Genomic DNA, 22,049 nt, shown 5'->3' on the forward strand with positions numbered 1-22,049 from the left:
CCCGCTGCGGTTCACCGTCGGCATCGCGCTGAGTCCGCTGGACCAGCTGACGGAGCTCGCGAAAACCGCCGAGGAGTGCGGTTTTTCGTCCATCGCGCTGCCCGACTCGCTGTTCTACATGAAGTCGGCGGCGGCGAAGTACCCGTACACCGCCGATGGCAGCCGGTTCTGGGGACCGGACACCCCGTGGGTCGACCCGCTCATCGGCGCGACCGCCATGGCCGCCGTCACCAGCCGCATCCGCTTCTACACGAACTGCTGAAGCTGGGTTCACGCAACCCGCTGCTGCTGGCCCGGCAGGTCGGCTCGGTGGCCAACCTGTCGGGTAACCGCTTCGGATTCGGCGTCGGCATCGGCTGGGCGCCGGAGGAGTTCGAGTGGTGCGGCGTGCCGTTCGCGCGCCGCGGCGCCCGGGTGGACGAGATGATCGAGATCATCAAGCTGGTGCTGGCGGGAGGCATGGTCGAGTACCACGGCGAGTTCTTCGACTTCGATCCGCTGCAGATCAGCCCAGCGCCCACCGAGCCGGTGCCGTTCTACATCGGCGGGCACACCGACGCGGCGCTGCGCCGCGCCGCGCGGGTGGGCGACGGCTGGACCTCGGCCATGATGACCTACGACGAACTGCGGCGCACCATCGGCAAGCTCGACGCGCTGCGCGCCGAGTACGGCCGGACCGACGAGCCGTTCGAGATCCAGGCGGTGTGCGTCGATAGGTTCGGCCGGTCCGGCTATCAGGACCTCGCCGACGCCGGCGTCACCGACGCGATCGTGGTGCCCTGGCTGGCCGACGGCATCGGATTCGACGGCGACCTGGCCGCCAAGCAGGACTCGCTGCGCAAGTTCGCGCGGCAATACATCACCGAACCCGTCCTCGCAGCGCGATGAGGACGACTCGCCGGCCAAGGGAGGCCGTATGACCACCACCGAGCATCCGGCCCGGGCCGCGGGCCTCGCTTCGCAGGCCGCCGTGCGAGCGCGGGACAAGCAGGCGTGGGTCGCGCTGTTCGCCGAGGACGGCATCGTGGAGGACCCCATCGGCCCGTCCGGCTTCGATCCGGAGGGCAAAGGCCACCGCGGCACGGAGGCCATCGCCGCGTTCTGGGACAAGGCGATCGCGAAGACGGATCTGATCGAGTTCCTGTTCGGCGACTCGTTCGCCTGCGGCAACGAAGTCGCCTTCACCGGCACGATCCGCAGCACCATCGGCGGCCACCGGATAGACGCCGACGGGGTGTTCACCTACCGGGTGAACGACGACGGCAAGATCGCCGCGCTGCGCGCGTTCTGGGAGGTCGATCGCGCCATGAAGACCGCGCGGCCGATCGACTGACACGTCGGACATGGAAAAGGGCCCTCGCACTGCGGTGCGAGGGCCCTTTTCGTGTCTCAGTGCGCGACCGGGCAGGTCTTGTAGTCGACGGGGAACTCCTTGATCCCGTTCAGCCACCCCGACCGCAGCCGCTTCGCGTCGGCGACCTTGGTGATGTCGGGCAGGTGATCGGCGATGGCGTTGAAGATCAGGTCGATCTCCAGCCGGGCGAGGTTCGCCCCGATGCAGAAGTGCGCGCCGGTGCCGCCGAAGGCCAGGTGGGGGTTGTCCGTGCGCATGATGTCGAACTTCTCCGGGTGGTCGAAGACCTCCTCGTCGAAGTTGGCCGAGCGGTACAGCATGACCACCCGCTGGCCCTTCTTGATCTGCACGCCGCCGAGCTCGGTGTCCTCCAGCGCGGTGCGCTGGAACGAGGTGACCGGAGTGGCCCACCGGATGATCTCGTCGGCGGCCGTGGCGGGACGTTCCTTCTTGAACAACTCCCACTGGTCCGGGTTCTCCAGGAAGGCGATCATTCCGTGCGAGATGGCGTTGCGGGTGGTCTCGTTGCCCGCGACCGCGAGCATGATCACGAAGAAGCCGAACTCCTCCTCGGTGAGTTTGTCCCCGTCGACGTCCGCCTCGATCAGCGTGGTCACGATGTCGTCGGCCGGGCACTGCTTGCGCGCGGCGGCCATCTGGTAGGCGTAGCCGAGGATCTCCGCCGATGCCGCGACCGGGTCGGCCGTGCTCTCCGGGTCGTCGTAGCCGGTCATGTCGTTCGACCAGGTGAAGACCTTCATCCGGTCTTCCTGGGGGACGCCGATCAGCTCGGCGATGGCCTGCAGCGGCAGTTCGCACGCGATCTGGGTGACGAAGTCCCCCGATCCCGACTCCGCCGCCGCCTTCACGATCGATTCCGCGCGGGCCGACAGCTCCGCGCGCAGGCCGTTGATGGCGCGCGGCGTGAAGCCGCGGGAGATGATCTTGCGCAGCTTGGTGTGCTCGGGCGCGTCCATGTTCAGCAGGACGATCCGCTGCAGCTCGATCTGCTCCCGGGCGATGTCGTCGTTGAACCGCGGGATGGCGGTGTTCTCGTAGCTGGAGAACACGTCGCTGCGCCGCGAGACCTCCTTGACGTCGGCGTGCTTGCTCACCACCCAGAAGCCGTCGTCGTGGAAGCCGCTGACCTCCGGGGGCTGCGGATTCCACCAGATCGGCGCGGTCCGGCGCAGTTCGGCGAACTCCTCGACCGGAACACGCTCGGCGTAGATGTCCGGGTCCGTGACGTCGAACCCGTCCGGAAGATTCGGCCGGGCATTCCGAGTGTCTACCACCAGATGTCTCCTTCGACAAACTGAAACACGTTCTATAATCATTGAAGCACAGGAGCGAGAACGAGGAAAGAAACCGGATAGATCCGCCCCTGGCAAGTGCTATGAACGCGTTTCAATTTTCTGTCCCATAAGGAAAGGTTGGACATGGGCACACCCGTGATCGTCGAGGCCGCACGGACCCCGATCGGCAAGCGCGGCGGCTGGCTGTCGGGCCTGCACGCGGCCGAACTGCTCGGCGCGGCCCAGCGCGGACTGCTCGAGCGCGCACATCTGGACCCCGCGCAGGTCGAACAGGTCATCGGCGGCTGCGTCACCCAGGCGGGCGAGCAGTCCAACAACGTCACCCGGGTCGCCTGGCTGCACGCGGGACTGCCCTGGCAGGTCGGCGCCACCACGATCGACACCCAGTGCGGATCGGCCCAGCAGGCCAACCACCTCATCGCGGGCCTGATCGCGGCCGGCGCCATCGACATCGGCATGGCCTGCGGCGTGGAGGCGATGAGCCGGGTCCCGCTGGGCGCCAACGTCGGCGAGCACGCCGGACCGCGCAGGCCCGCGTCGTGGAACATCGATCTGCCCAATCAGTTCGAGGCAGCCGAGCGGATCGCCAAGCGGCGCGGCATCACTCGCGCGGACGTGGACGCGTTCGGCGCGCGTTCGCAGCGCCTGGCCGCGCAGGCGTGGGCGGAAGGCCGGTTCGATCGCGAGGTGCTCACCGTCACCGCTCCAGCGGTCGACAAGGAAGGCAATCCCACCGGCGAAAAGCTCGACGTGTCACGGGATCAGGGCCTGCGCGAGACCACCGTCGAGGGCCTGGCGAAGCTGAAGCCGGTGCTGGAAGGCGGCGTGCACACCGCCGGGTCGTCCTCGCAGATCTCCGATGGCGCCGCCGCGGTGCTGCTGATGGACGAAAAGGCCGCCGAGCGCGCCGGTTTGCGGCCGCGAGCGCGGATCGTCACCCAAGCGGTGGTCGGCGCGGAGCCGGAGTTCCACCTCGACGGCCCGGTGCAGGCGTGCACCAGGCTGCTGGAGCGGTCCGGCATGAATGTCGGCGACATCGACCTTTTCGAGATCAATGAAGCGTTCGCGTCGGTCGCACTTTCGTGGGCTTCTGTACACGAGCCGGACATGGATCGGGTTAATGTCAACGGCGGCGCCATCGCGCTCGGGCACCCGGTCGGCTCCACTGGATCACGCCTCATCACAACGGCTTTGCACGAGCTGGAGCGCTCCGATCGCAGCACCGCAATGGTTCTCATGTGCGCCGGTGGCGCACTCGCGACAGGAACGATCATCGAACGTTTGTGACTTCAACCATTTCGTACGCGTTTGTTGAACGTTCATCCCCTAGGGGCGCAAACGTGTCGTACGCCACACAAACCCATGTACCGCCGAGTCCATGAGATGTCAGCTATCTTGCGGCTATCAAGACCCCTTGCGACGGGACCGCAGCGACGGGCCAGAACCGGTTCGTACCGCGGCTTCTCGAGAGGCCTTGGGGTGACCCGCAAACGCGACCGTCCCAGCCCCTTCGCCGCCTTCCGACCTAGAAGCTTCAAGGAAATCCGGAATCAGGCGTAGGTTTTCAGTTACTGAGCCGCTAATATCAATGATACGTATCCGAGATAACGACTGTTAGTACAGCGAAGGGAATTGGGCGGCTCACAATGGCTGATTTCGCGGCGCGGCTGAACAAGCTGTTCGAAACCGTGCATCCCCCGGGGCGTAAGCCGCACACCAACGCGGAGGTTGCGGCGGCGCTGACGGCCTCCGGACATCCGATCTCGAAACCGTACCTGTCGCAGTTGCGGTCGGGACAACGGACGAACCCGTCGGATGAGACGGTGGCCGCCCTGGCGAAGTTCTTCAAAGTCAAGCCGGACTACTTCTTCAACGACATCTATGCCGCCAAGATCGATCACGATCTGGAGCTGCTGTCCCAGCTGCAGGGCTACGGACTGCGACGGCTGTCGAGTAGAGCGTTCGACTTGTCCGAAGAATCACAGAACCTGCTCACGTCTATGGCGGAGAAGTTGCGGGCAAGCGAAGGATTGCCCGAAATTCCTCCGGACGGCACCGAATAGGTTCTCCTGCACGGCAGCACAGTGCGACCCACCGGGTCGCACTGTGCTGTGTTATGCGCGCGTAAGCGGGCGCAGCACACGACCGGTGTGCGATCTGCCCCGAGAAATTGGGGCACGGCCGCACGCCGGTTAGCGCTGCGGTCCGGGTGAGGTATGCACATAAGCGCATTCGGCGCGGCTCCGCCTGCTCTCTCTCGCGCCGAACGAGATTCCCGATCCAACCGGTCTGTCCGAATAGTCCGACCGAGTGCGCCTATTGCGCCGGATTGATCACATTCGCGCGAAGTCGATCAATTTCGAGCGGGTGCGGTCTCGATCGTCCGATAGGCCAGCGCGACGGCCTGCACCCAACCGCGCGGACTAATGCCGTCGGGCGGAGCAATCCACCGCGCGTCCACCACGAACTCCCCCGCCGGGTCGCGCGCCCACCGCGCCACCCGGTCGGCCCGGGCGGCCACCGAGTCGGGTGGCGGCGCCAGCTCCGCCAGCACGAGTCCGCCGCCGGACTGCAGATACAGCGCATCGATGATCTGTGCCACCTGGTCGGAAGCCCTGAGCTGAGTGGAGAATCCGCCCTGCTCGTGCGTGACCACCTCGGGAAAACGACCGACCATGGTCCGGTGCAGGGCACGGATCCGATGCAACAACACCCGCGCGCGCACCCAGAGTTCCACCACGATCCACACCGCGCCGAGCGCGATGAGCAGGCTCGCGAGCTCCCAGACCGGCCAAGCCCAGGCCGGATCACCGGGCGCCACCCGGGGTGCGTGCTGGAACGCGCGCCCGATCCGGCCCGTGGCCAGCACCGCGGCCACCGCGGTGCCGGCGGTGTAGAGCGCGATGCCGCGGCCCAGCGCGGTCCAGTCCAGATTGCGCAAACCGGTGACGACGACGAACGCGCACCCCACGGCCACGACCACCCACCCGAAAGTGAACGACCAGGCCAGCGTCAGCACCATCGCGAACAGCCCGGCGCCGTAGAGGAACCAGGCGATCTGCCGCAGATTCCGCCGCGAGACGACCGGCCAGGCGGCCGAGGCGACCACCGAGGTGGCCGTCGCGAAAGCGATCCAGCTCGCGGTGACGACTCCTTCGGACAGCCAGCCCGCGTGCACGCCGCCCGGGACGAGATTGTCCAACGCGACCGCGATCTCGGGCACCGCGACGGTGGCGGCGACCGCGACGGCGGCGACCGCGACGACGATGGCGACTCGCGCCGTGGTCGCCGGCTTGACCAGGACGCGCCCCACCCGAGCACCGGCGGCCATCCAGACCAGCAGAGCCGTCGACCACAGGGTCATCCGAGCGCCTCGTCGAATCGGAGGACCGAGACGCCCGCGCCCCGGCTGTTGAACACGCGCAGCCGGGTCATCAGCATCGCGGCGAACGTCTCGGCTTCCCACTCGGCGAGTTCGTCGGCGCCGTCGTCGACGATCTGCTGATGCGCGCGCCTGCTGAGCATGTAGGCGATCAGGTCGTCGCTCGCCGCCAGCGTCACTTCGGACGCGGGCGCGCCTTCGTGGTCGAAGACGATGTGGCCGAGTTCGTGGGCGAGGGTGTGTTCACGGCTCGGCAGCGTCTCCGCGAGCACGATCACGTCGCGGTCGGGATAGCGGCGACGCTGTCCGCAGACGCCGGGACCCAGTCGCGCACTGGCGATCTCGATCTCCCGGCGCCGCTCGGCCGCGATCGCGAGGACGACCTCGTCGAGGGTGGTCGCGTCGAAGTCGGCCGCCACCGCGCACACGGCGTCGATGGCGGCGGCGACCCGGCGATAGGACCGCGTGCTACCGCGGGTCCGGCTCTCGCTCATCGGCTGTCTCCTCACGGCCTCGGGAAGAACCGGGCCCGCGCCGCGTCGATCCTGGCCTGTGCGGCCGCCGCGCTCCGGAAGCTGATCACGCCGGAGCCCGCGCCCGCCAATCCGAGCGCGATCAGTCCTCCGATCAGGGACAACCATTCCGGCGCGGGAAGGACATCGGTGGAGCCGATCGGGTGAACCGCCGGGGACGCGGGCTGCCGCGCCTGCGGCGGTGCGGGCGCGGCGAGGTCGGGGGCAGGGGCGGCGAGCGGCGGAATCATCAAGGCGCCTATCGGAATAGGCGGGATTTCCGGTGCAGCGAGGCTGGGTGCGGGAGGAATCGTCACGAGTGGCAGCGCTGGGGAGGGCGGAGCGGTCGCCTGCGGGAGCGGAATCAACAACAGCAGCAATGGACTCGCGGACCCGACGGCCGCCGAACCCACCGCGGCGGAACCCGTTGCGGCCGAACCCGTTGCGGCGGAGCCGACGGCCGCGGACCCGATGCCTGCCGAGCCGACAGCGGCGGAGCCGGTGGCGCCCAACGCGGCGGAACCGGTACCCAACGCAGCCGAACCAGTCCCGCCCAGCACAGCGGACCCAGCACCCAACGCAGCCGAACCGGTACCCAACGCAGCGGAGCCGGTGGCGCCCACGGCGGCGGAGCCGGTACCGAGCGCGGCGGAACCGCTAGCGCCCAAGACAGTGGAGCCGGTGCCCAACGCGGCGGAGCCCGTTGCCGGTGCGGCCGAACCGGTACCCGAGACCGCCGAACCGGTACCGGCGGCAGCGGAGCCCACGGCCGCCGAACCGGCGCCGAGCGCGACCCCAGGACCGGCCGAGCCGGACCCGAGGACGAGCGCGAGGCCGGCGGAACCCGAGCCGAGCACCACGCCGAGTCCGGCCGAGCCCGACCCGAGCGGAACTCCCGCCCCGGTGGAGCCCGCGGCGGACGCAGTCGCCGCCGAACCCGCTGCGGCAGAACCCGCTGCGACCGAACCGGTTCCGGCGGCGGGCTGGGCCGGGGGCGCGCTGGTCTCCGATTGCTGTCCGGGCACGGTCAGCGGATTCCAGGGATCGCCGCTGTCGTAGGGCGGCGGAGTGGGGTCCGCGACGCACGAGGGGCAGGGATGTCCCACGTCGGCGAAGGCGGGGCTGCCGAACAGCGCGGCACCCAGAACGGCGCCCGCTACCGCCGGCACACGGGATGCGCGACCTCCTGCCATGCGCCGAGCCTTCCCCTCATCAGTCGAAGCGCAGTTCTGTACCCGGTCGCCACTCTCACACGGGACTTTCCGAACGGATGGGTGCCCATACTAAACCCCGGTCCGCGAACGCGCCCTCGAAAGGGGCGGGGCCGGTCAGGCCCCGTACACCGGCTCCGGCGGAGTCGCTTTGGCGATCAGATCGGCCACGACGGGTCCGAGCTCGGCCGGATCCCAGCGGGCGCCGCGGTCCACGGCCACGCCGTGCCGCCAGCCGTCGGCCAGCGCCACCTTGCCGCCCTCGACCTCGAACACGCGCCCCGTCACCGCCGCCGACTGCGCGCTACCCAACCACACGACCAGCGGGGACACGTTCTCCGGCGCCATCGCGTCGAAGCCGTTGTCCGGCTTGGCCATCATGTCCGCGAACACCGTCTCGGTCATCCTGGTGCGCGCGGACGGGGCGATCGCGTTCACCGTCACGCCGTAGCGGGCGAACTCGGCGGCGGCGGTCAGCGTCAGGCCCGCGATCCCCGCCTTGGCCGCGCCGTAATTGCTCTGGCCGACGCTGCCCTGCAGACCCGCGCCGGAGCTGGTGTTGATGATCCGGCCGTCGACCGGACGGCCCGCCTTGGCCTCACCGCGCCAGTACTCGATCGCGTGCCGCATGGTGGCGAAATGGCCCTTCAGGTGCACGCGGACCACCGCGTCCCACTCGTCCTCGCTCAGGTTGACCAACATGCGGTCGCGCACGAAGCCCGCGTTGTTGACCAGCACGTCCAGCTTGCCGAAGGTGTCGACGGCCTGCTGAACCAGCCTGCGGGCGCCTGCCCAGTCGGCGACGTCGTCGCCGTTGGCCACGGCTCGTCCGCCCAGCGCTTCGATCTCGGCCACCACCTGCGCGGCGGGCGTTTCCGCGGTGGCCGCGCCGTGCAGCGTCGAACCGATGTCGTTCACCACCACGTCGGCGCCCGCCGCGGCGAAGGCGAGGGCGTGCGCGCGGCCGATGCCCCGGCCCGCGCCGGTGACGATGACGACGCGCCCGGCGCAGATCTGCTCGGTGTCCATATGTGTCCTTCTTCGTGTCCGGTCTTGTTCAGGACTGCTGGTCGGCGTTGGCGGCGGCGAGGAAGGCGGGCCGTTCGCCGCCGCCGTGCACCAGGAGCGTCGCGCCGCTGACGTAGGCGGCCAGCGGCGAGGCGAGGAAGACGGCGCAGCGGCCGACGTCGTCGGGGCGGGCCATGCGGCCGAGCGGGATGGTTCGGCCCACCGCGTCCACACCGTCCTGATCGCCGTAGTGCATCCGGCTCAACTCCGTGTCGACCGGGCCGACCACCAGCGAGTTGACCCGCACCTTGGGCGCCCACTCGACGGCGAGCGAGCCGGTGAGGCTGTCCATGCCCGCCTTTGCCGCGCCGTAGGCCGCGGTGCCCGGCGACGGGCGATGTCCGCTCACGCTGGAGATGTTCACGATGCAGCCGCCGTCGTCCTGTCGCTGCATCACCGCGTTGGCGGCCTGCGCCAGCAGCAGCGGAGCGAGCAGGTTCAGCTCGACGATCTTGGCGTGGAAGTTCTTGCTCGCTTCGGCGGCGAGCGCGAAGGGAGCGCCGCCCGCGTTGTTGACCAGATGGTCGAGGCGGCCGTGGCGTTCGGTGATCGTCTCGACCAGCGCGTGCACCGCGTCGGCGTCCCGAACATCGCACGGCAGGTAGTCGATCGCGCGCCCGTCCACTTCGACGGGTGCGTCGGCCGGTCGCCGCGCACACGCCACGACGGTCGCGCCCGCGGCGAGGAACGCCTTGCTCACGCCCGCGCCGACACCGCGCACGCCGCCCGTCACCAGAACGACGCGCCCGGCCAGATCGATTTCGAGTGCCACCGTGCTAACCTACCAAGCAACTGCTTGCTTTGCCAATGCGCTGGTACACACGATGGGACTTGCCATGGGGATCAACCGCCATTCCGAAGCGACCGGGATCAGCGTGGTCACGGTCGACTATCCGCCGGTCAACGCCATCCCGACCGACGGCTGGTTCGCCATCGCCGACGAAGTGCGCGCGGCGGGACGCGACCCGGACACCAAGGTGGTGGTGCTGCGCGCGGAGAACCGCGGGTTCAACGCGGGCGTGGACATCAAGGAGATCCAGAGCAAGCCGGGCCACCAGGCGCTGATCGACGCGAACCACGGCTGTTTCGAGGCGTTCGCGGCGGTCTACGAGTGCCAGGTGCCGGTGATCGCCGTGGTCCAGGGCTTCTGCCTGGGCGGCGGCATCGGCCTGGTGGGCAACGCGGATGTCGTGATCGCCTCCGACGACGCCACCTTCGGGCTGCCCGAGGTCGACCGCGGCGCGCTCGGCGCGGCCACCCACCTCGCACGCCTGGTGCCCCAGCACCTGATGCGCGCGCTGTTCTACACCGCGAGCACCATCACCGCGCAGCAGTTGCATCACTACGGCTCGGTCTACCAGGTGGTGCCGCGCGCCGAACTCGACGCCGCCGCCTTGGAGCTGGCCAAGAACATCGCGGCCAAGGACGGCCGGGTGATCCGGGCGGCCAAGCGGGCCCTCAACGGCATCGACGTGCAGGACGTGCACCGCAGCTACCGGTACGAGCAGGGATTCACCTTCGAACTCAACCTCGCCGGCGTCGCCGACGAGATCCGCGCCCGGTTCGACGACGACCTCGCGGCGCGCAAGAGCGGGCAGTAGAGAGGAACTTCCATGCGAGACAAGCGGATGTCGCTCGACGAGGTCGTCGGCGAGCTGCGCAGCGGGATGACGATCGGCATCGGCGGCTGGGGGTCGCGGCGCAAGCCGATGGCGCTGGTGCGAGCCATCCTGCGTTCGGACATCACGGATCTGACCGTGGTCAGCTATGGCGGGCCGGATCTCGGGCTGCTGTGCTCGGCGGGCAAGGTGCGCAAGGCGTACTACGGCTTCGTGTCGCTGGATTCGGCGCCGTTCTACGACCCGTGGTTCGCCAAGGCGCGGACCTCCGGCACGCTGACCGCCCGCGAGATGGACGAGGGCATGCTCAAGTGCGGCCTGGAGGCGGCGGCGGCGCGATTGCCGTTCCTGCCGATTCGCGCCGGGCTCGGCTCCGATGTGCCGAACTTCTGGGAGGGCGAGCTGAAGACGGTCGAATCGCCCTATCCCGTCGACGGTACGCCCGAGACTCTGATCGCCATGCCCGCGCTGAAGCTGGACGCGGCGCTGGTGCACCTGAACCTCGGCGACCAGCACGGCAACGCGGCCTACACCGGCGTCGATCCGTACTTCGACGATCTGTTCTGTCTGGCGGCGCAGCGCCGCTACGTCTCGGTCGAGCGCGTGGTGGAGACCGACGAGCTGGTGAAAACCGTTCCCCTGCAATCGCTGTTGCTCAACCGAATGATGGTGGACGGCGTGGTCGAGGCGCCTGGCGGCGCGCACTTCACCCTGGCCGCCGACGACTACGGCCGGGACGAGAAGTTCCAGAAGCACTACGTCGAATCCGCGAAGACGCCGGAGGCGTGGCAGCTGTTCGTCGACACCTATCTGACCGGCTCGGAGGAGCAGTACCAGGCCGCCGTCCGCCGATTCGCCGAGGAGGCGTGATGACCAGCATCGAAACCGTCACCCGCGCCGAGATCTGCGCCGTCGCCTGCGCGGAGATCTTCAGCGGCGCCGGGGAAATCATGGCCAGCCCCATGGCACCGATGTCGATCATCGGAGCGCGCCTGGCCAAACTCACCACCGAACCCGATCTGCTGCTGTCCGACGGTGAGGCGCTGCTGTTCGCCGAGACTCCCCCGCTGGGTGGCAAAGCGCCCATCGAAGGCTGGATTCCGTTCCGGAGGGTCTTCGACGTCGTGGCGTCCGGACGGCGGCACGTGGTGATGGGGGCCAACCAGATCGACCGGTTCGGCAATCAGAACCTTTCGGCGTTCGGATCGTTGCAGCGGCCCACCCGCCAGATGTTCGGTGTGCGTGGCGCGCCGGGCAACACGATCAACCACGCCACCAGCTACTGGGTCGCGCGGCACACGAAGCGTGTGTTCACCGACCAGGTCGACATCGTCTCCGGCGTGGGATACGACAAGGTCGACTCGGCCAACCCGGCCTACCGCTTCCACCACCTGCATCGCGTGGTGACCAACTTGGGCGTCTTCGATTTCGACGGCCCCGGCCACACCATGCGCGCCCGCAGCCTCCATCCCGGCGTCACCGCCGACGAGGTCGCCGCGAACACCTCGTTCGAGATCGCCGGTCTCGCCGAGGCGGGCGAGACGCGGCAGCCCACCGCCGAGGAGCTGCGGCTGATCCGGGAGGTACTCGACCCCAAGAGGATTCGCGAAACCGAGGTACCGTCATGAGCCCGCGCCTGCGCACCGCGCTGACCGATCTGGTCGGCATCGAACACCCGATCGTGCAGACCGGTATGGGCTGGGTCGCCGGCCCGAGCCTGGTCTCGGCCACCGCCGAGGCGGGCGGACTCGGCATCCTGGCCTCCGCCACCATGACGTTCGCCGAGCTCGAGGCGGCCATCGCGAAGACCAAATCGCACACCGCGAAACCCTTCGGCGTGAACATTCGCGCCGATGCGGCGGACGCCCCCGAGCGGATCGATCTGCTGATCCGGGAGAAGGTGGCGGTCGCGTCGTTCGCGCTCGCCCCCAAGCAGGACCTGATCGCGAAGTTGAAGGACGCGGGCGTGGTGGTGATCCCGTCGATCGGCGCTGCCAAGCACGCGGTCAAAGTGGCGTCCTGGGGCGCCGACGCGGTGATCGTGCAGGGCGGCGAGGGCGGCGGACACACCGGCCCGGTGGCCACCACCCTGCTGCTGCCCTCCGTGCTGGACGCGGTGGACATTCCCGTGGTCGCGGCAGGCGGATTCTTCGACGGGCGCGGCCTGGCCGCCGCCCTGGCCTACGGCGCGGCGGGCGTCGCCATGGGCACCCGATTCCTGCTCACCCAGGAGAGCACCGTTCCGGACGCCGTCAAGCAGGAGTACCTGCGGCGACAGCTCCAGGACACGGTGGTGTCGCTCAAGGTCGACGGCATGCCGCATCGCGTGCTGAACACCGAACTGGTGCAGCGGCTGGAACATTCGGGCCGCTGGCGCGGGCTCACCGCCGCGGTGGGCAACGCGGCTCGGTTCAAGAGCATGACGGGCATGAAGTGGTCCACCATGATCCGCGACGGCCTGGCCATGCGAAAGACCAAGGACCTCACCTGGTCCCAGGTGGTGATGGCCGCGAACACGCCGATGCTGCTGCGCGCCGGATTGGTCGAGGGCAACACCGAGGCGGGCGTGCTCGCCGCGGGGCAGGTCACCGGGATCATCGATGATCTGCCCACGTGCGCGGAGTTGATCGATCGGATCGTCACGGACGCGGTGGGGCGGATCGAGACGATCGCAAAACTCGCCGCGGACAAGCAGTCGGCGGCTACCGGGTCGGACTGAACGCCGGACGCGGTCACACCGGACGGCGGCTGCGAGGGCGGCCGCCGTCCTTCCGCATCGCAGCAGTGGACCCGCGCGGGCGGCAGACGTGCTGTGGTCACCGATCACGCGCCCATCCCGGCTGCGAAACGACAGCCGCCGGCGTGCAGGCGATCCTGAGCCGCATCGGAACGATTACGTCGCGCGGTCGGGTACGCCGGAACCTGCCATGTAAGGCGGCCCGTGCGAAGTGCCGACCGCCGATAACCGTGCGTTCGCCTCCAAATCTGGTCGATGGGCAGCAGTCGCCTTACGCTGGTCTGATAACGACATATCGAGTTCGCCCGGTATTCGCCCGTCGTAGTGCGCCGGGCTCGTCCACACGGACCGGCACAGGCGAATCGCTGGACTCGACCACTATCCCTCGACCCGAGCGGAGGCCGCGATGACCGAGATCTCCGTGCGTAGTAGCGCTTTCAACCATGGCGACCCGATTCCGGCGGTCTACACCTGCCACGGCAGGAACGTTCCGCCGCCCCTGACATGGACCGCCCCCGAGCAAGCCACCGCCCTCGCCCTGATCGTGGACGACCCAGACGCTCCCAGCGGCCTGTTCACCCACTGGGTGGTCAGCAATATCCCGCCGACCACCACGTCCACCGAGGAGGGGCAGACGCCCCCGGGCGGGGTGGTGAGCCTGAACAGCGCCGACAAAGCCGAATACTTCGGCCCGTGCCCACCCGCGGGCACGGGTGTCCACCACTACCGATTCATCCTGTACGCGCTCTCCCGCCCGGTACCGGTGGACTCGCGAACCGCACCGAACGACGCGAGAACCGCGATCGTCGACGCGAGCCTCGGCGACGGCCAGCTCATCGGCACCTACACCGTCGACTAGCGACAGCGCTCAGAGGCAGCCGGCCGCCCGCGTCAAGAGTTGGCGACCCGGGTGGTGGCGGGTATCGCGCGCTCCACGATCGTCCGCACCAGTTCGGCGGCGCGCTGCTCGTCGAAAATGCCCGGCAGGGTGAGTCGTTCGAGGATGAGCCAGTTCAGGGCGAGATAGAGCAGCACCACGGCGTCCTCGTCACCGGGCAGCTCGGACTCCCGATAGTTGGCGATATTGAAGTCCAGATCAGCGCGTACTCGCTCGGTGAGCAGTGCCTGCAGTTCGGGACGCCGGGTGGCCTCCAGTCGCAGTTCGAGGATCGCGAGATAGCCGGTGCGGAAATGAGAGACCCGCTCGACCACCTCGGTCATGAGTTCGGTCATGCTCTCGCGGGTTTGCGGCCCGCGCGATTTCGCCATGGCGTCGTCGCTGGGGATCAGTCGCTCGTAATAGCGGTGTCCGACCTGGACGAGCAGTGCATCCCGGTTGGGGAAGTAGTTCGAGGCGGTTCCGGCGGGCACTCCCGCCTCCTGATCGACCGCCCGGAAAGTCAGGCCGCGAGCCCCGTCGCGGGCCAGGACCTCGATCGATGCATCCAGCAGAGCCTGACGGCGTTCCGGATTCGTGCGCACCACTTGACACCACTCCATTCGTAGTACTACGGTTCAAATCACTTCATTCAGAGTACTACACTTGAGGCGGTCAAGATGCGAAAGCTTGTCTACTACGCTGCGGTCTCCCTCGACGGCTACATCGCAGGTCCGCAGGGGGAATACGACTTCTATCCGATCAGTGCGGACATGATGGCGTGGATCAATCCGCGCTATCCGGAGACGGTGCCGACGCAGATCCGCGAGTCCGTCGGCATGGCCCTCGACACGCCCAACAAGACCTTGGACACCGTGCTCATGGGCCGCGGCGCCTACGAGCCGGGCCTCGCGCAGGGTGCCACCAGCCCGTACAACCACTTGAAGCAGTACGTCTTCTCCAGCACCCTCGCACCGGTGGACAATCCGCAGGTGGAGATCGTCGACACCGATCCGGTGCAGCTGGTCCGGCGACTGAAGAAGGAAGCGGGCCTGGATATCTGGCTCTGCGGCGGCGGCAATCTGGCCGGTCAGCTGCTCGGCGAGGTCGACGAGCTGATCATCAAAAGCTATCCCGTGATCGCGGGCGACGGCATCGGGCTCTTCACCGGCAATTTCCAGCCGACGCAATTCAAGGTCACCCAGCGCGAATTCTTCAGCAGCGGCGCGCAGATCACTTGGTTCGATCGCGCCTGATCCGGCGCAAACCCGCCGGCGTTCCGGCACTTCACGAGTTTTCGAAAGGCGGTACCGATATGCGAAAGCAACGCAGCACCTTCCCGAGCCAGAGCAACCAGCGCTTCGTGACTCGCCCCGTGCCTCCGCGCACGGTCCCCAACTCCAAGGGCGGGTGGTCCCGGCACGGCAGGTACGGGGCGCGGTAGCGCCCTTCGGTGACCTGGGGTTCCGTCAATCGTTCGCCACGGCCGGGATCGGCCGGAATGGAGTAGCAATGCGTACCGACGTGATCATCGTGGGCGCGGGCCCCACCGGCCTGATGCTGGCCGCCGAGCTGCGCTTGGCCGGAGTGCGGCCGCTGGTGTTGGAGCGGCAGCCGCAGCCGCGCGACACCCCGAAGGCCGGTGGAATCGGCGGGCAGATTCTGGAGCTGTTGCGCTACCGAGGTTTGCTCGATCGGTTCGCAGCGGCCTGCACCGATCCGATTCCGGCTCCGCGGTTCCCGTTCGGCGGTGTGCATGTGGACCTCACCCAGCTGGTCGAATCCCCGATGCACGCCCTGCCGCTGCCGCAACAGCGGCTCGAGCGACTGCTCGGCGAGCGCGCCGGCGAACTCGGCGTCGATATCCGTCGCGGACACCAGGTGCTGGATGTGCGGCAGGACGCCGACGCGGTCACCGCGGAGGTCGACGGGCCGGACGGGCTATACCGGGTGACCGCCCACTATCTGGTGGGCTGCGACGGTGCGCGCAGCCGGGTTCGTGACCTGGCCGGGATTCCGTTTCCCGGCACGGTGTATCCGGAGGTGAATCGGCTGGCCCAGATCACCGTGCCCGATTCGGTGACCCGGCTCGACAACGGCGACCTGGATGTTCCCGGGTTCGGAGCCATCCGCGCGGGTTTCACGCGCACGGACCGCGGTCTGTTCGGGATGGGTGTTTCGCCCGCGTCGGACGTGCTGTCCGTCTACACGATCGAGGACGAGACCGTCGAATACGACGACGACGTGCCGATGACCGTGACCGAACTGCGGGATAGCATCCGGCGCGTGCTGGGCGCGGATCTTCCTGTGACGGAGACATTTCGGCTGTCGCGCTTCACCTTCAAGGCCCGCCACGCCGAACGCTATCGCGCCGGCCGGGTCCTCCTCGCCGGTGATGCGGCCCATCTGTTTCCCGCCACGGGCGTGGCCCTCAACGCCGGTCTGCTCGATGCGGTCAACCTGGCCTGGAAGCTGGCCGCCGACGTCCACGGGTGGGCGCCCGGCGGCCTGCTGGACACCTACCACGACGAACGTCACCTCGCCGGGGCGCGCACCATGCTGCACACCCGGGCACAGGTCGCGCTGCGGCGCGGGCACGACCCGGCCGCCGAAGCACTGCGAGAGGTCTTCCAGGAACTTCTCACCGACGAACAGCCTCTGCGGCGCATGGGAGCCCTCATTGCCGGTGCCGATATCCGCTATCAGCTACCCAACCCGAATGGTCACCCCTTGACGGGAACCTTCGTGTCCGACCTCACCCTGCACACCGACGCCGGGACCACCGCCGTCGCCGAACTCATGCACGCCGCGCGACCCATCCTGCTCGACCTCGCCGACCGCGCGGATCTGCGCGCTACCGCCCGAGACTGGCAGCACCGCATCGACATCCGCACCGGCGAAGCCGAGAACCGTCCGGCCGACGCCATCCTCATCCGCCCGGATGGCCACATCGCCTGGGCCGCGACCATCGACGAACCCGCAGACACCGCCGAGGAGGGCCTGCGAGCGGCGTTGTCGTCCTGGTTCGGCGCACCCGCGGCGACGACGATCCCGGTCGGCGATTGACCTTGCTACCGGCCGCCTGCCGGGGCTTCACATCCTGAAAACCCCGGCAAGCACAGCTCCAGAATGGTCCGGGCCGGTGTCGTCCGGCGGCCGTGGCTCACGGCAGATCGGAGAAACGCACGTCGTGGGCCACGGCGGTCACTTGGAGGCCATCGGCGCTCGGCCGGATCGCCGTCAGTTGCGCACCGAGCGGCAGCCGCTGTAACGGCACCACGAAGGTGAGGCTTCGGCGCAGCATCGCCAGGGGAATCCTCGGTCCGCCGGCCGCGGGCTGGACCGAAACCGGCGTGACCCGAATGCCCTCGCCGGTGGGCTCGACGGCGACGACGACCGTCGCGGGTACCGGGATTCCATCCACCAGGAATGTCCCGGTGACGCGCAGCCCGTCCTCGGCGTTGGAGATCGACTCCACGCCCGACGGCGCGAAATCCCGCACGGTGTCGTAGGGAACCACGGCCGTCGCCGTCGCGGTGGCCGCGATCAGGTTCGACGTCCGGTTGTGGAGTACGTCGGTCAGCGGCGCCGATACGTCGGTCATCGTGATGTCGAGGTTGTGGACGGTGATGTTCTGCCCGCTCCAGTCGCCGATCCGGATACCGATGTCGTGATAGTTGCCCTCGGCGGCCTGGGTGAGGAACGGGAAACCGCCGATGTCGACGCTCGGTTGGTGCGGGAGGTCGTAGTCGGCGGCGATCTTGCGACCGATCTCGTTCTGCGCCAGCACGACCGCGATCCGGTCGCCGACGATCAGCGCGATCACCAGCACGACGATCAGTATCAGCAATGTGCGCATGCGTTCACCCGCTCGGCCATCCCACCATCATGCTGTGGATCGTGCCCGGCCGCGGGTTCGCGGCCACGTCGAACCGCAGTCGGACTCAGACATGCAGGGTGGGCCGGTAGACGAGTTCTTGGATGTTGCCGTCGAGCGTCCGGCTTTCGATCAGCTCGAGGTCGAAGTCGGCCGCCCCTCGGAAGATCGGATCAGCACCGGTCCGACCGGTGATCACCGGGAACAGCGTCACCTGGACGCGGTCGACCAAGCCCGCGGCCATCAGCGCCCGGTTCATCGACAGACTCCCGTGCGACCGCAGCGGCACCTCGGACTCCTGCTTCAGCCGGGCGACGACGTCGACGGCGTCACCGCTCACGACGGTGGCGTCCGGCCAGTCGAGCGGACCGTCCAGGGTGGTCGACACCACCGTCGCAGGCAGGTTCCTCATCCGGGTGACCCATGCGTCACGCACCGACTCCTCGGTACCCGAGGCCAGCAGCTGTGCGAACGCTCGATACGTGTTCGCTCCGAGAACCATCCGCTGCTCCGGGGTGTACGAGGCGAGGCGGTGAGCGAGCAGTTCGGGGCCTTGTTTGCCCCAGTAACCGCCCCAGTCACCGCCGCTGACGCTGCCGTAGCCGTCGAGACTGGAGAAGACGTCGAAGGTGTATGTGGCGGTCATGATGCTCTCCTCGGGTGCGGTTGACCGGGTCTGTGGGTACAGACGGGAAACCACAGGCGAACTCATCGCCGATCGGCTCCCGAGTCCGGCCGCCCGGACGCGGCCCATGCCTCGGCCACCGCTGAGCGTGATCGGCATCGAGGTTCCCGACCACGCGCCGAACCGCGGTGCTGACCCGCATTCCCGGCGAACCATCCGGACCTTCCGGGAAGTCGTCACAGCGGGATGTCGGCCTCGTCACGAGGGTGTCCGCGTGCGGCGAGCCCGGCGGCGAGCGTCCTTCCCGGTGCTAATTTCGCGCTGCTCCACCGACGAAACCGATCATCAGGGAGGTTTGGTAGTGGGAAAGACCACCGTTCGGGCTGTCGTGACGGCGGCGGCGGTCGCCGCGGGCGCGTTGACCGTGGGACTCGTAGCGCAGCCAACCACGAGCGAGACGATCGGCGGCGGGCCGGTCACTTATCTGGCACAGGACGCAGAGCAGGGGCAACCCTCCGACACGAGTGACACCGACGACGGCGAAGAAAAGGGGAAGGGGAAGGGCAAAGGGAAAGGCAAGGGTAAGGGGAAGGGAAAAGGCCAGGCTAGCGAGGGCAAGCCGACCGGGGATTCCGCGAGCGGGAGCGTTGCCGAGGACGGGTCGTCCCAGGGGCAATCCGATCACGAGGTGCAATCCGACTGAGCCCGATCGGCGCCCATCGTGCGCGGCCGAGCGGCACGTCGAATTCGCCGACGTGCCGCTCGTCGCGGTCAGCGGGGCAGCCGCTCGATGATGGTGGCGTTGGCGGTGCCGCCGCCCTCGCAGATGGTGAGCAGGCCGTAGCGGCCCTCGATCCGCTCGAGTTCGTTGAGCAGCGTCGCGAAGAGCTTCGCGCCGGTCGCTCCGAGCGGGTGGCCGAGTGCGATGGCGCCGCCGTTGACGTTGACCTTCTCCGGGTCCGCGCCGGTCTCCTTCAGCCAGGACAGCACCACCGGCGCGAACGCCTCGTTGATTTCGACGACGTCGATGTCGTCGATGGTGAGACCGCTCTTCTCCAGCGCCCACTTGGTCGCCGGAATCGGCGCGGTGAGCATGAAGATCGGGTCCGCGCCGCGCGCGCTGACGTGGTGGATGCGCGCTCGCGGCGTCAAGCCGTACTCCCGCACCGCCCACTCGGAAGCGAGCAGGGTGGCACTGGCTCCGTCGGAGATCTGGCTGGCCACCGCGGCGGTCAGCGGGCTGCCCTCCGCCAGGGGCGGCAGCGACGCCATCTTCTCCAGGCTGGTCTCGCGCGGCCCCTGGTCGATCCAGAAGTCGCCGACCGGCACGATCTCGTTGTCGAAACGGCCGTTCTTGATCGCGTCGCGGGCCCGCTCGTGGCTGCGCAGCGCCCAGCGCTCCATCTCTTCCCTGCTGATGCCCCACTTCTCGGCGATCAGCTGGGCGGCGCGGAACTGTGTCACCTCACCGGTGCCGTAGCGGTGGTCCCAGCCCTGCGCCCCGACGAACGGTGAGTCGAAGCCGTACTCCTTGCCCGCGAGCATGGCCGCGGAGATCGGGATCGCGCTCATGTTCTGCACGCCGCCCGCGACGATGACCTCGGCGGTGCCGCTCATGATGGCTTGGGCGCCGAAATTGATGGCCTGCTGGCTGGATCCGCACTGCCGGTCCACCGTGACGCCGGGGACTTCTTCGGGATATCCGGCGGTCAGCCACATGGTGCGGCCGATGTTGCCCGCTTGCGGGCCGATGTTGTCGACACAGCCGACGATCACATCGTCCACATTCCCCGGATCGACGGGATTGCGGTCCAGGAGGCCGCGCAGCGCGGCCGCGCCGAGATCGGCCGGGTGCACGCCCGCCAGTGCGCCGCCGCGCTTGCCGACCGGGGTGCGTACCGCATCGATCACGTAGGCGTCCCGCAGCGGGGCATACGGACGACGGGACGCGGAAGGTGCTGACATGTAAGGACTCCTACGTGGTGCGCTCGCCGGCGGTGAGCCCGTCGAGCACGATGGTCAGGTACTGCTTTGCGAGGTTCTCGACGGTGATCGGGCCTCCGGGCCGGTACCAGCGCACCGCGACCCATACCGTGTCACGCAGGAACCGGTAGGCCAGTTCGACGTCGAGTTCCGCCCGGAAGCTGCCGTCCTGGACGCCGTTGGTCAACACCCGGTGCCACAGCTCACGGAATTCGCGGTTGTAGTCGGCGATGTAGGCGAACCGCTCCGAGTCGCGCAGTCGCTTCGCCTCGGCCTGGTAGATCGCCACCGCGGCGTGCCAGCGGTCGAACGACTCGTAGGACGCGAGCACCAAGGCTTCCAAGGTGTCTCGCGAACTCAGGCCGGAGGCGACGATCTCCCGGTAGCGGCCGAATAGTTCGTCCAGGAATCCGCGCAGGATCTCGTCGACCATCGACTCCTTGGAATCGAAGTGGTGATAGAGGCTCCCGGAGAGGATCCCGGCCGCGTCGGCGATGTCACGCACGGTGGTGGCGCGCAGTCCTCGCTCGGCGAACAATTCGGCCGCCATGGCGAGCAACTCGCTGCGCCGTGCTGATTTCGAAGCGTCTGGTGCGGGCACACGGCCATCATACAACCAAGCATTTGCTTGGTCGAGACCTCACCGGGCCGAGTAGCGCAGCGGCGACGACACGGAGAGATCCGCCAGCAGGCGATCGCAGATGATCACGGGCGAGACACCCGCTCGCGCCATCCGCGCGACGAGCGCGAGACGTCGTTCGCAGCTGTCCCATTCCACGGTGAGCTGGCCGCGGTCCGGCCCGGCGTCCACCGTGGCCATCACCCGCGGCGGGCCGCCCCGCACCGGTTCCTCGCTCAACTTCAGCACCATGCCGCGCTGCCAGGCGTGGTAGGTGTCCATGTCCGCCCCGATCACCAGCTTGTCGGTGGCCGCGCACAGTCCCTGCGCGATCTCGTCCGCGAAGGTCACCTGGTCGAAGCGGAATTTCCGGCATTTCGCGACCACCGCGAGCAGGTCGGCGCGCACCTCGCACAGCAGTGCCGTCTGGCGCTGTCGGCGCCGTTCCTGCTCGGTCTCCCCGCTGTCCGCGCCGAGGCCGACGCGGCGGGCGCGCTCGCGATCACGCGCCAGATCGGCACGCAGCGCGCCGCGCGGATCGCGGGCGACTTCCTCCTCGTCGACGGCGTGCTGCTCCAGGATGCGAACGGCGGCCGTGGCAACCGCGCTCTCGGAGGTGTGCTGGATGAGTTCGGCGCCGAGGGTGAGCGCGGAGAGGACGAGGCTGTCCATCCGTCGCCTGGCGAGCACGACTTCGCGCACCACGTCGAGTTCCAATTGTTCGCGGGCAGGTGGGCGATCCAGGCCCATAGCCATCGCCCCCTTGAAGAGCGCGGATCCGATCTCTTTCAGCATGGCACACCGCAGGGCGCTCCGGCTCGCCCTTTTCTACCTGATCAGCCGCCCATTTGCCCGGGCCCGCCCGATGA

General features: G+C 68.5%; 23 protein-coding genes and 1 pseudogene. 12 read left to right on the forward strand and 12 right to left on the reverse strand.

Annotation, left to right across the window (positions count from 1 at the left end; genetic code table 11):
• The first annotated feature begins 4 nt into the window (after nucleotides 1-4).
• Nucleotides 5-888: pseudogene (locus tag ABZ552_RS18250) on the forward strand (TIGR03619 family F420-dependent LLM class oxidoreductase).
• Nucleotides 889-916: 28 nt separating this feature from the next.
• The gene (locus ABZ552_RS18255; RefSeq protein ID WP_281877119.1) at nucleotides 917-1,333 is read left to right on the forward strand and encodes a nuclear transport factor 2 family protein; all 417 of its coding nucleotides are present in this window, start codon (nucleotides 917-919) and stop codon (nucleotides 1,331-1,333) included.
• A 56-nt stretch (nucleotides 1,334-1,389) separates the two neighbouring features.
• Here the strand turns inward: ABZ552_RS18255 and ABZ552_RS18260 are convergent, their stop codons facing one another.
• The gene (locus tag ABZ552_RS18260; RefSeq protein ID WP_281877117.1) at nucleotides 1,390-2,691 is read right to left on the reverse strand and encodes a cytochrome P450; all 1,302 of its coding nucleotides are present in this window, start codon (nucleotides 2,689-2,691) and stop codon (nucleotides 1,390-1,392) included.
• A gap of 102 nt (nucleotides 2,692-2,793) precedes the next feature.
• Between ABZ552_RS18260 and ABZ552_RS18265 the strand changes: the two genes are divergently transcribed.
• Entirely contained in the window at nucleotides 2,794-3,957 is a 1,164-nt protein-coding gene (locus ABZ552_RS18265) for a steroid 3-ketoacyl-CoA thiolase (RefSeq protein ID WP_357438437.1), read from the forward strand.
• A gap of 359 nt (nucleotides 3,958-4,316) precedes the next feature.
• The gene (locus ABZ552_RS18270) at nucleotides 4,317-4,733 is read left to right on the forward strand and encodes a helix-turn-helix domain-containing protein (protein ID WP_011207048.1); all 417 of its coding nucleotides are present in this window, start codon (nucleotides 4,317-4,319) and stop codon (nucleotides 4,731-4,733) included.
• A gap of 290 nt (nucleotides 4,734-5,023) precedes the next feature.
• Here ABZ552_RS18270 and ABZ552_RS18275 read toward each other — a convergent pair whose 3' ends face one another.
• The 5 genes from ABZ552_RS18275 to ABZ552_RS18295 all read right to left on the reverse strand — a co-directional run bounded on the left by ABZ552_RS18275 (nucleotide 5,024) and on the right by ABZ552_RS18295 (nucleotide 9,615).
• Nucleotides 5,024-6,034: a hypothetical protein gene (locus ABZ552_RS18275; protein WP_357438440.1), complete on the reverse strand. Its 1,011-nt coding sequence runs from the start codon at nucleotides 6,032-6,034 to the stop codon at nucleotides 5,024-5,026.
• Nucleotides 6,031-6,546: an ImmA/IrrE family metallo-endopeptidase gene (locus tag ABZ552_RS18280; protein WP_357438443.1), complete on the reverse strand. Its 516-nt coding sequence runs from the start codon at nucleotides 6,544-6,546 to the stop codon at nucleotides 6,031-6,033. The genes ABZ552_RS18275 and ABZ552_RS18280 overlap by 4 nt, the downstream gene beginning before the upstream one ends.
• 11 nt (nucleotides 6,547-6,557) lie before the next feature.
• Nucleotides 6,558-7,757: a hypothetical protein gene (locus tag ABZ552_RS18285; RefSeq protein ID WP_357438446.1), complete on the reverse strand. Its 1,200-nt coding sequence runs from the start codon at nucleotides 7,755-7,757 to the stop codon at nucleotides 6,558-6,560.
• Between the two features lie 135 nt (nucleotides 7,758-7,892).
• Nucleotides 7,893-8,804, reverse strand: coding sequence for an SDR family oxidoreductase (locus ABZ552_RS18290; RefSeq protein ID WP_357438448.1), 912 nt, complete (start codon nucleotides 8,802-8,804; stop codon nucleotides 7,893-7,895).
• Nucleotides 8,805-8,832: 28 nt separating this feature from the next.
• Nucleotides 8,833-9,615 (reverse strand): SDR family oxidoreductase, encoded by a 783-nt coding sequence (locus tag ABZ552_RS18295; protein ID WP_281877111.1) that lies wholly within the window; start codon nucleotides 9,613-9,615, stop codon nucleotides 8,833-8,835.
• Between the two features lie 64 nt (nucleotides 9,616-9,679).
• On the opposite strand from ABZ552_RS18295, the gene ABZ552_RS18300 reads away from it, so the two are divergent.
• From ABZ552_RS18300 to ABZ552_RS18320, 5 genes are all read left to right on the forward strand, one after another.
• On the forward strand, nucleotides 9,680-10,444 hold the full coding sequence (locus ABZ552_RS18300; protein ID WP_159842084.1) for an enoyl-CoA hydratase family protein: 765 nt from the start codon (nucleotides 9,680-9,682) through the stop codon (nucleotides 10,442-10,444).
• A gap of 12 nt (nucleotides 10,445-10,456) precedes the next feature.
• Nucleotides 10,457-11,332, forward strand: coding sequence for a CoA-transferase (locus ABZ552_RS18305; RefSeq protein ID WP_357438452.1), 876 nt, complete (start codon nucleotides 10,457-10,459; stop codon nucleotides 11,330-11,332).
• Nucleotides 11,332-12,090, forward strand: coding sequence for a CoA-transferase (locus ABZ552_RS18310; RefSeq protein ID WP_357438455.1), 759 nt, complete (start codon nucleotides 11,332-11,334; stop codon nucleotides 12,088-12,090). The genes ABZ552_RS18305 and ABZ552_RS18310 overlap by 1 nt, the downstream gene beginning before the upstream one ends.
• On the forward strand, nucleotides 12,087-13,181 hold the full coding sequence (locus ABZ552_RS18315; protein ID WP_357438458.1) for a nitronate monooxygenase: 1,095 nt from the start codon (nucleotides 12,087-12,089) through the stop codon (nucleotides 13,179-13,181). The genes ABZ552_RS18310 and ABZ552_RS18315 overlap by 4 nt, the downstream gene beginning before the upstream one ends.
• Before the next feature lie 424 nt (nucleotides 13,182-13,605).
• Nucleotides 13,606-14,058, forward strand: a complete 453-nt coding sequence (locus ABZ552_RS18320; protein ID WP_281877106.1) for a YbhB/YbcL family Raf kinase inhibitor-like protein — start codon at nucleotides 13,606-13,608, stop codon at nucleotides 14,056-14,058.
• 32 nt (nucleotides 14,059-14,090) lie between these two features.
• Here ABZ552_RS18320 and ABZ552_RS18325 read toward each other — a convergent pair whose 3' ends face one another.
• Nucleotides 14,091-14,684: a TetR/AcrR family transcriptional regulator gene (locus ABZ552_RS18325; protein WP_281877105.1), complete on the reverse strand. Its 594-nt coding sequence runs from the start codon at nucleotides 14,682-14,684 to the stop codon at nucleotides 14,091-14,093.
• 72 nt (nucleotides 14,685-14,756) lie between these two features.
• Between ABZ552_RS18325 and ABZ552_RS18330 the strand changes: the two genes are divergently transcribed.
• Nucleotides 14,757-15,332, forward strand: a complete 576-nt coding sequence (locus ABZ552_RS18330; RefSeq protein WP_281877103.1) for a dihydrofolate reductase family protein — start codon at nucleotides 14,757-14,759, stop codon at nucleotides 15,330-15,332.
• Nucleotides 15,333-15,588: 256 nt separating this feature from the next.
• Nucleotides 15,589-17,142: an FAD-dependent monooxygenase gene (locus tag ABZ552_RS18335; protein WP_357438463.1), complete on the forward strand. Its 1,554-nt coding sequence runs from the start codon at nucleotides 15,589-15,591 to the stop codon at nucleotides 17,140-17,142.
• A 97-nt stretch (nucleotides 17,143-17,239) separates the two neighbouring features.
• Here ABZ552_RS18335 and ABZ552_RS18340 read toward each other — a convergent pair whose 3' ends face one another.
• Together ABZ552_RS18340 and ABZ552_RS18345 are read right to left on the reverse strand one after the other, a co-directional pair.
• Nucleotides 17,240-17,935 (reverse strand): DUF2993 domain-containing protein, encoded by a 696-nt coding sequence (locus ABZ552_RS18340; RefSeq protein WP_281877101.1) that lies wholly within the window; start codon nucleotides 17,933-17,935, stop codon nucleotides 17,240-17,242.
• A gap of 85 nt (nucleotides 17,936-18,020) precedes the next feature.
• Complete coding sequence (locus tag ABZ552_RS18345; protein ID WP_281877100.1) at nucleotides 18,021-18,599, reverse strand: dihydrofolate reductase family protein; 579 nt, start codon at nucleotides 18,597-18,599, stop codon at nucleotides 18,021-18,023.
• Between the two features lie 340 nt (nucleotides 18,600-18,939).
• On the opposite strand from ABZ552_RS18345, the gene ABZ552_RS18350 reads away from it, so the two are divergent.
• A complete protein-coding gene (locus ABZ552_RS18350) occupies nucleotides 18,940-19,281 on the forward strand; it encodes a hypothetical protein (RefSeq protein WP_357438467.1) in 342 nt (113 codons plus the stop codon).
• A gap of 68 nt (nucleotides 19,282-19,349) precedes the next feature.
• Here ABZ552_RS18350 and ABZ552_RS18355 read toward each other — a convergent pair whose 3' ends face one another.
• The 3 genes from ABZ552_RS18355 to ABZ552_RS18365 all read right to left on the reverse strand — a co-directional run bounded on the left by ABZ552_RS18355 (nucleotide 19,350) and on the right by ABZ552_RS18365 (nucleotide 21,975).
• Nucleotides 19,350-20,504 (reverse strand): acetyl-CoA C-acetyltransferase, encoded by a 1,155-nt coding sequence (locus tag ABZ552_RS18355; protein ID WP_281880712.1) that lies wholly within the window; start codon nucleotides 20,502-20,504, stop codon nucleotides 19,350-19,352.
• A gap of 49 nt (nucleotides 20,505-20,553) precedes the next feature.
• Nucleotides 20,554-21,111, reverse strand: coding sequence for a TetR/AcrR family transcriptional regulator (locus ABZ552_RS18360; protein WP_159842296.1), 558 nt, complete (start codon nucleotides 21,109-21,111; stop codon nucleotides 20,554-20,556).
• Nucleotides 21,112-21,201: 90 nt separating this feature from the next.
• Nucleotides 21,202-21,975: a hypothetical protein gene (locus tag ABZ552_RS18365; RefSeq protein WP_281919122.1), complete on the reverse strand. Its 774-nt coding sequence runs from the start codon at nucleotides 21,973-21,975 to the stop codon at nucleotides 21,202-21,204.
• Nucleotides 21,976-22,049: the final 74 nt, after the last annotated feature.

Origin of the sequence: Nocardia sp. NPDC019219, from assembly GCF_040632645.1 — a bacterium.
Lineage (GTDB): Bacteria > Actinomycetota > Actinomycetes > Mycobacteriales > Mycobacteriaceae > Nocardia > Nocardia sputorum.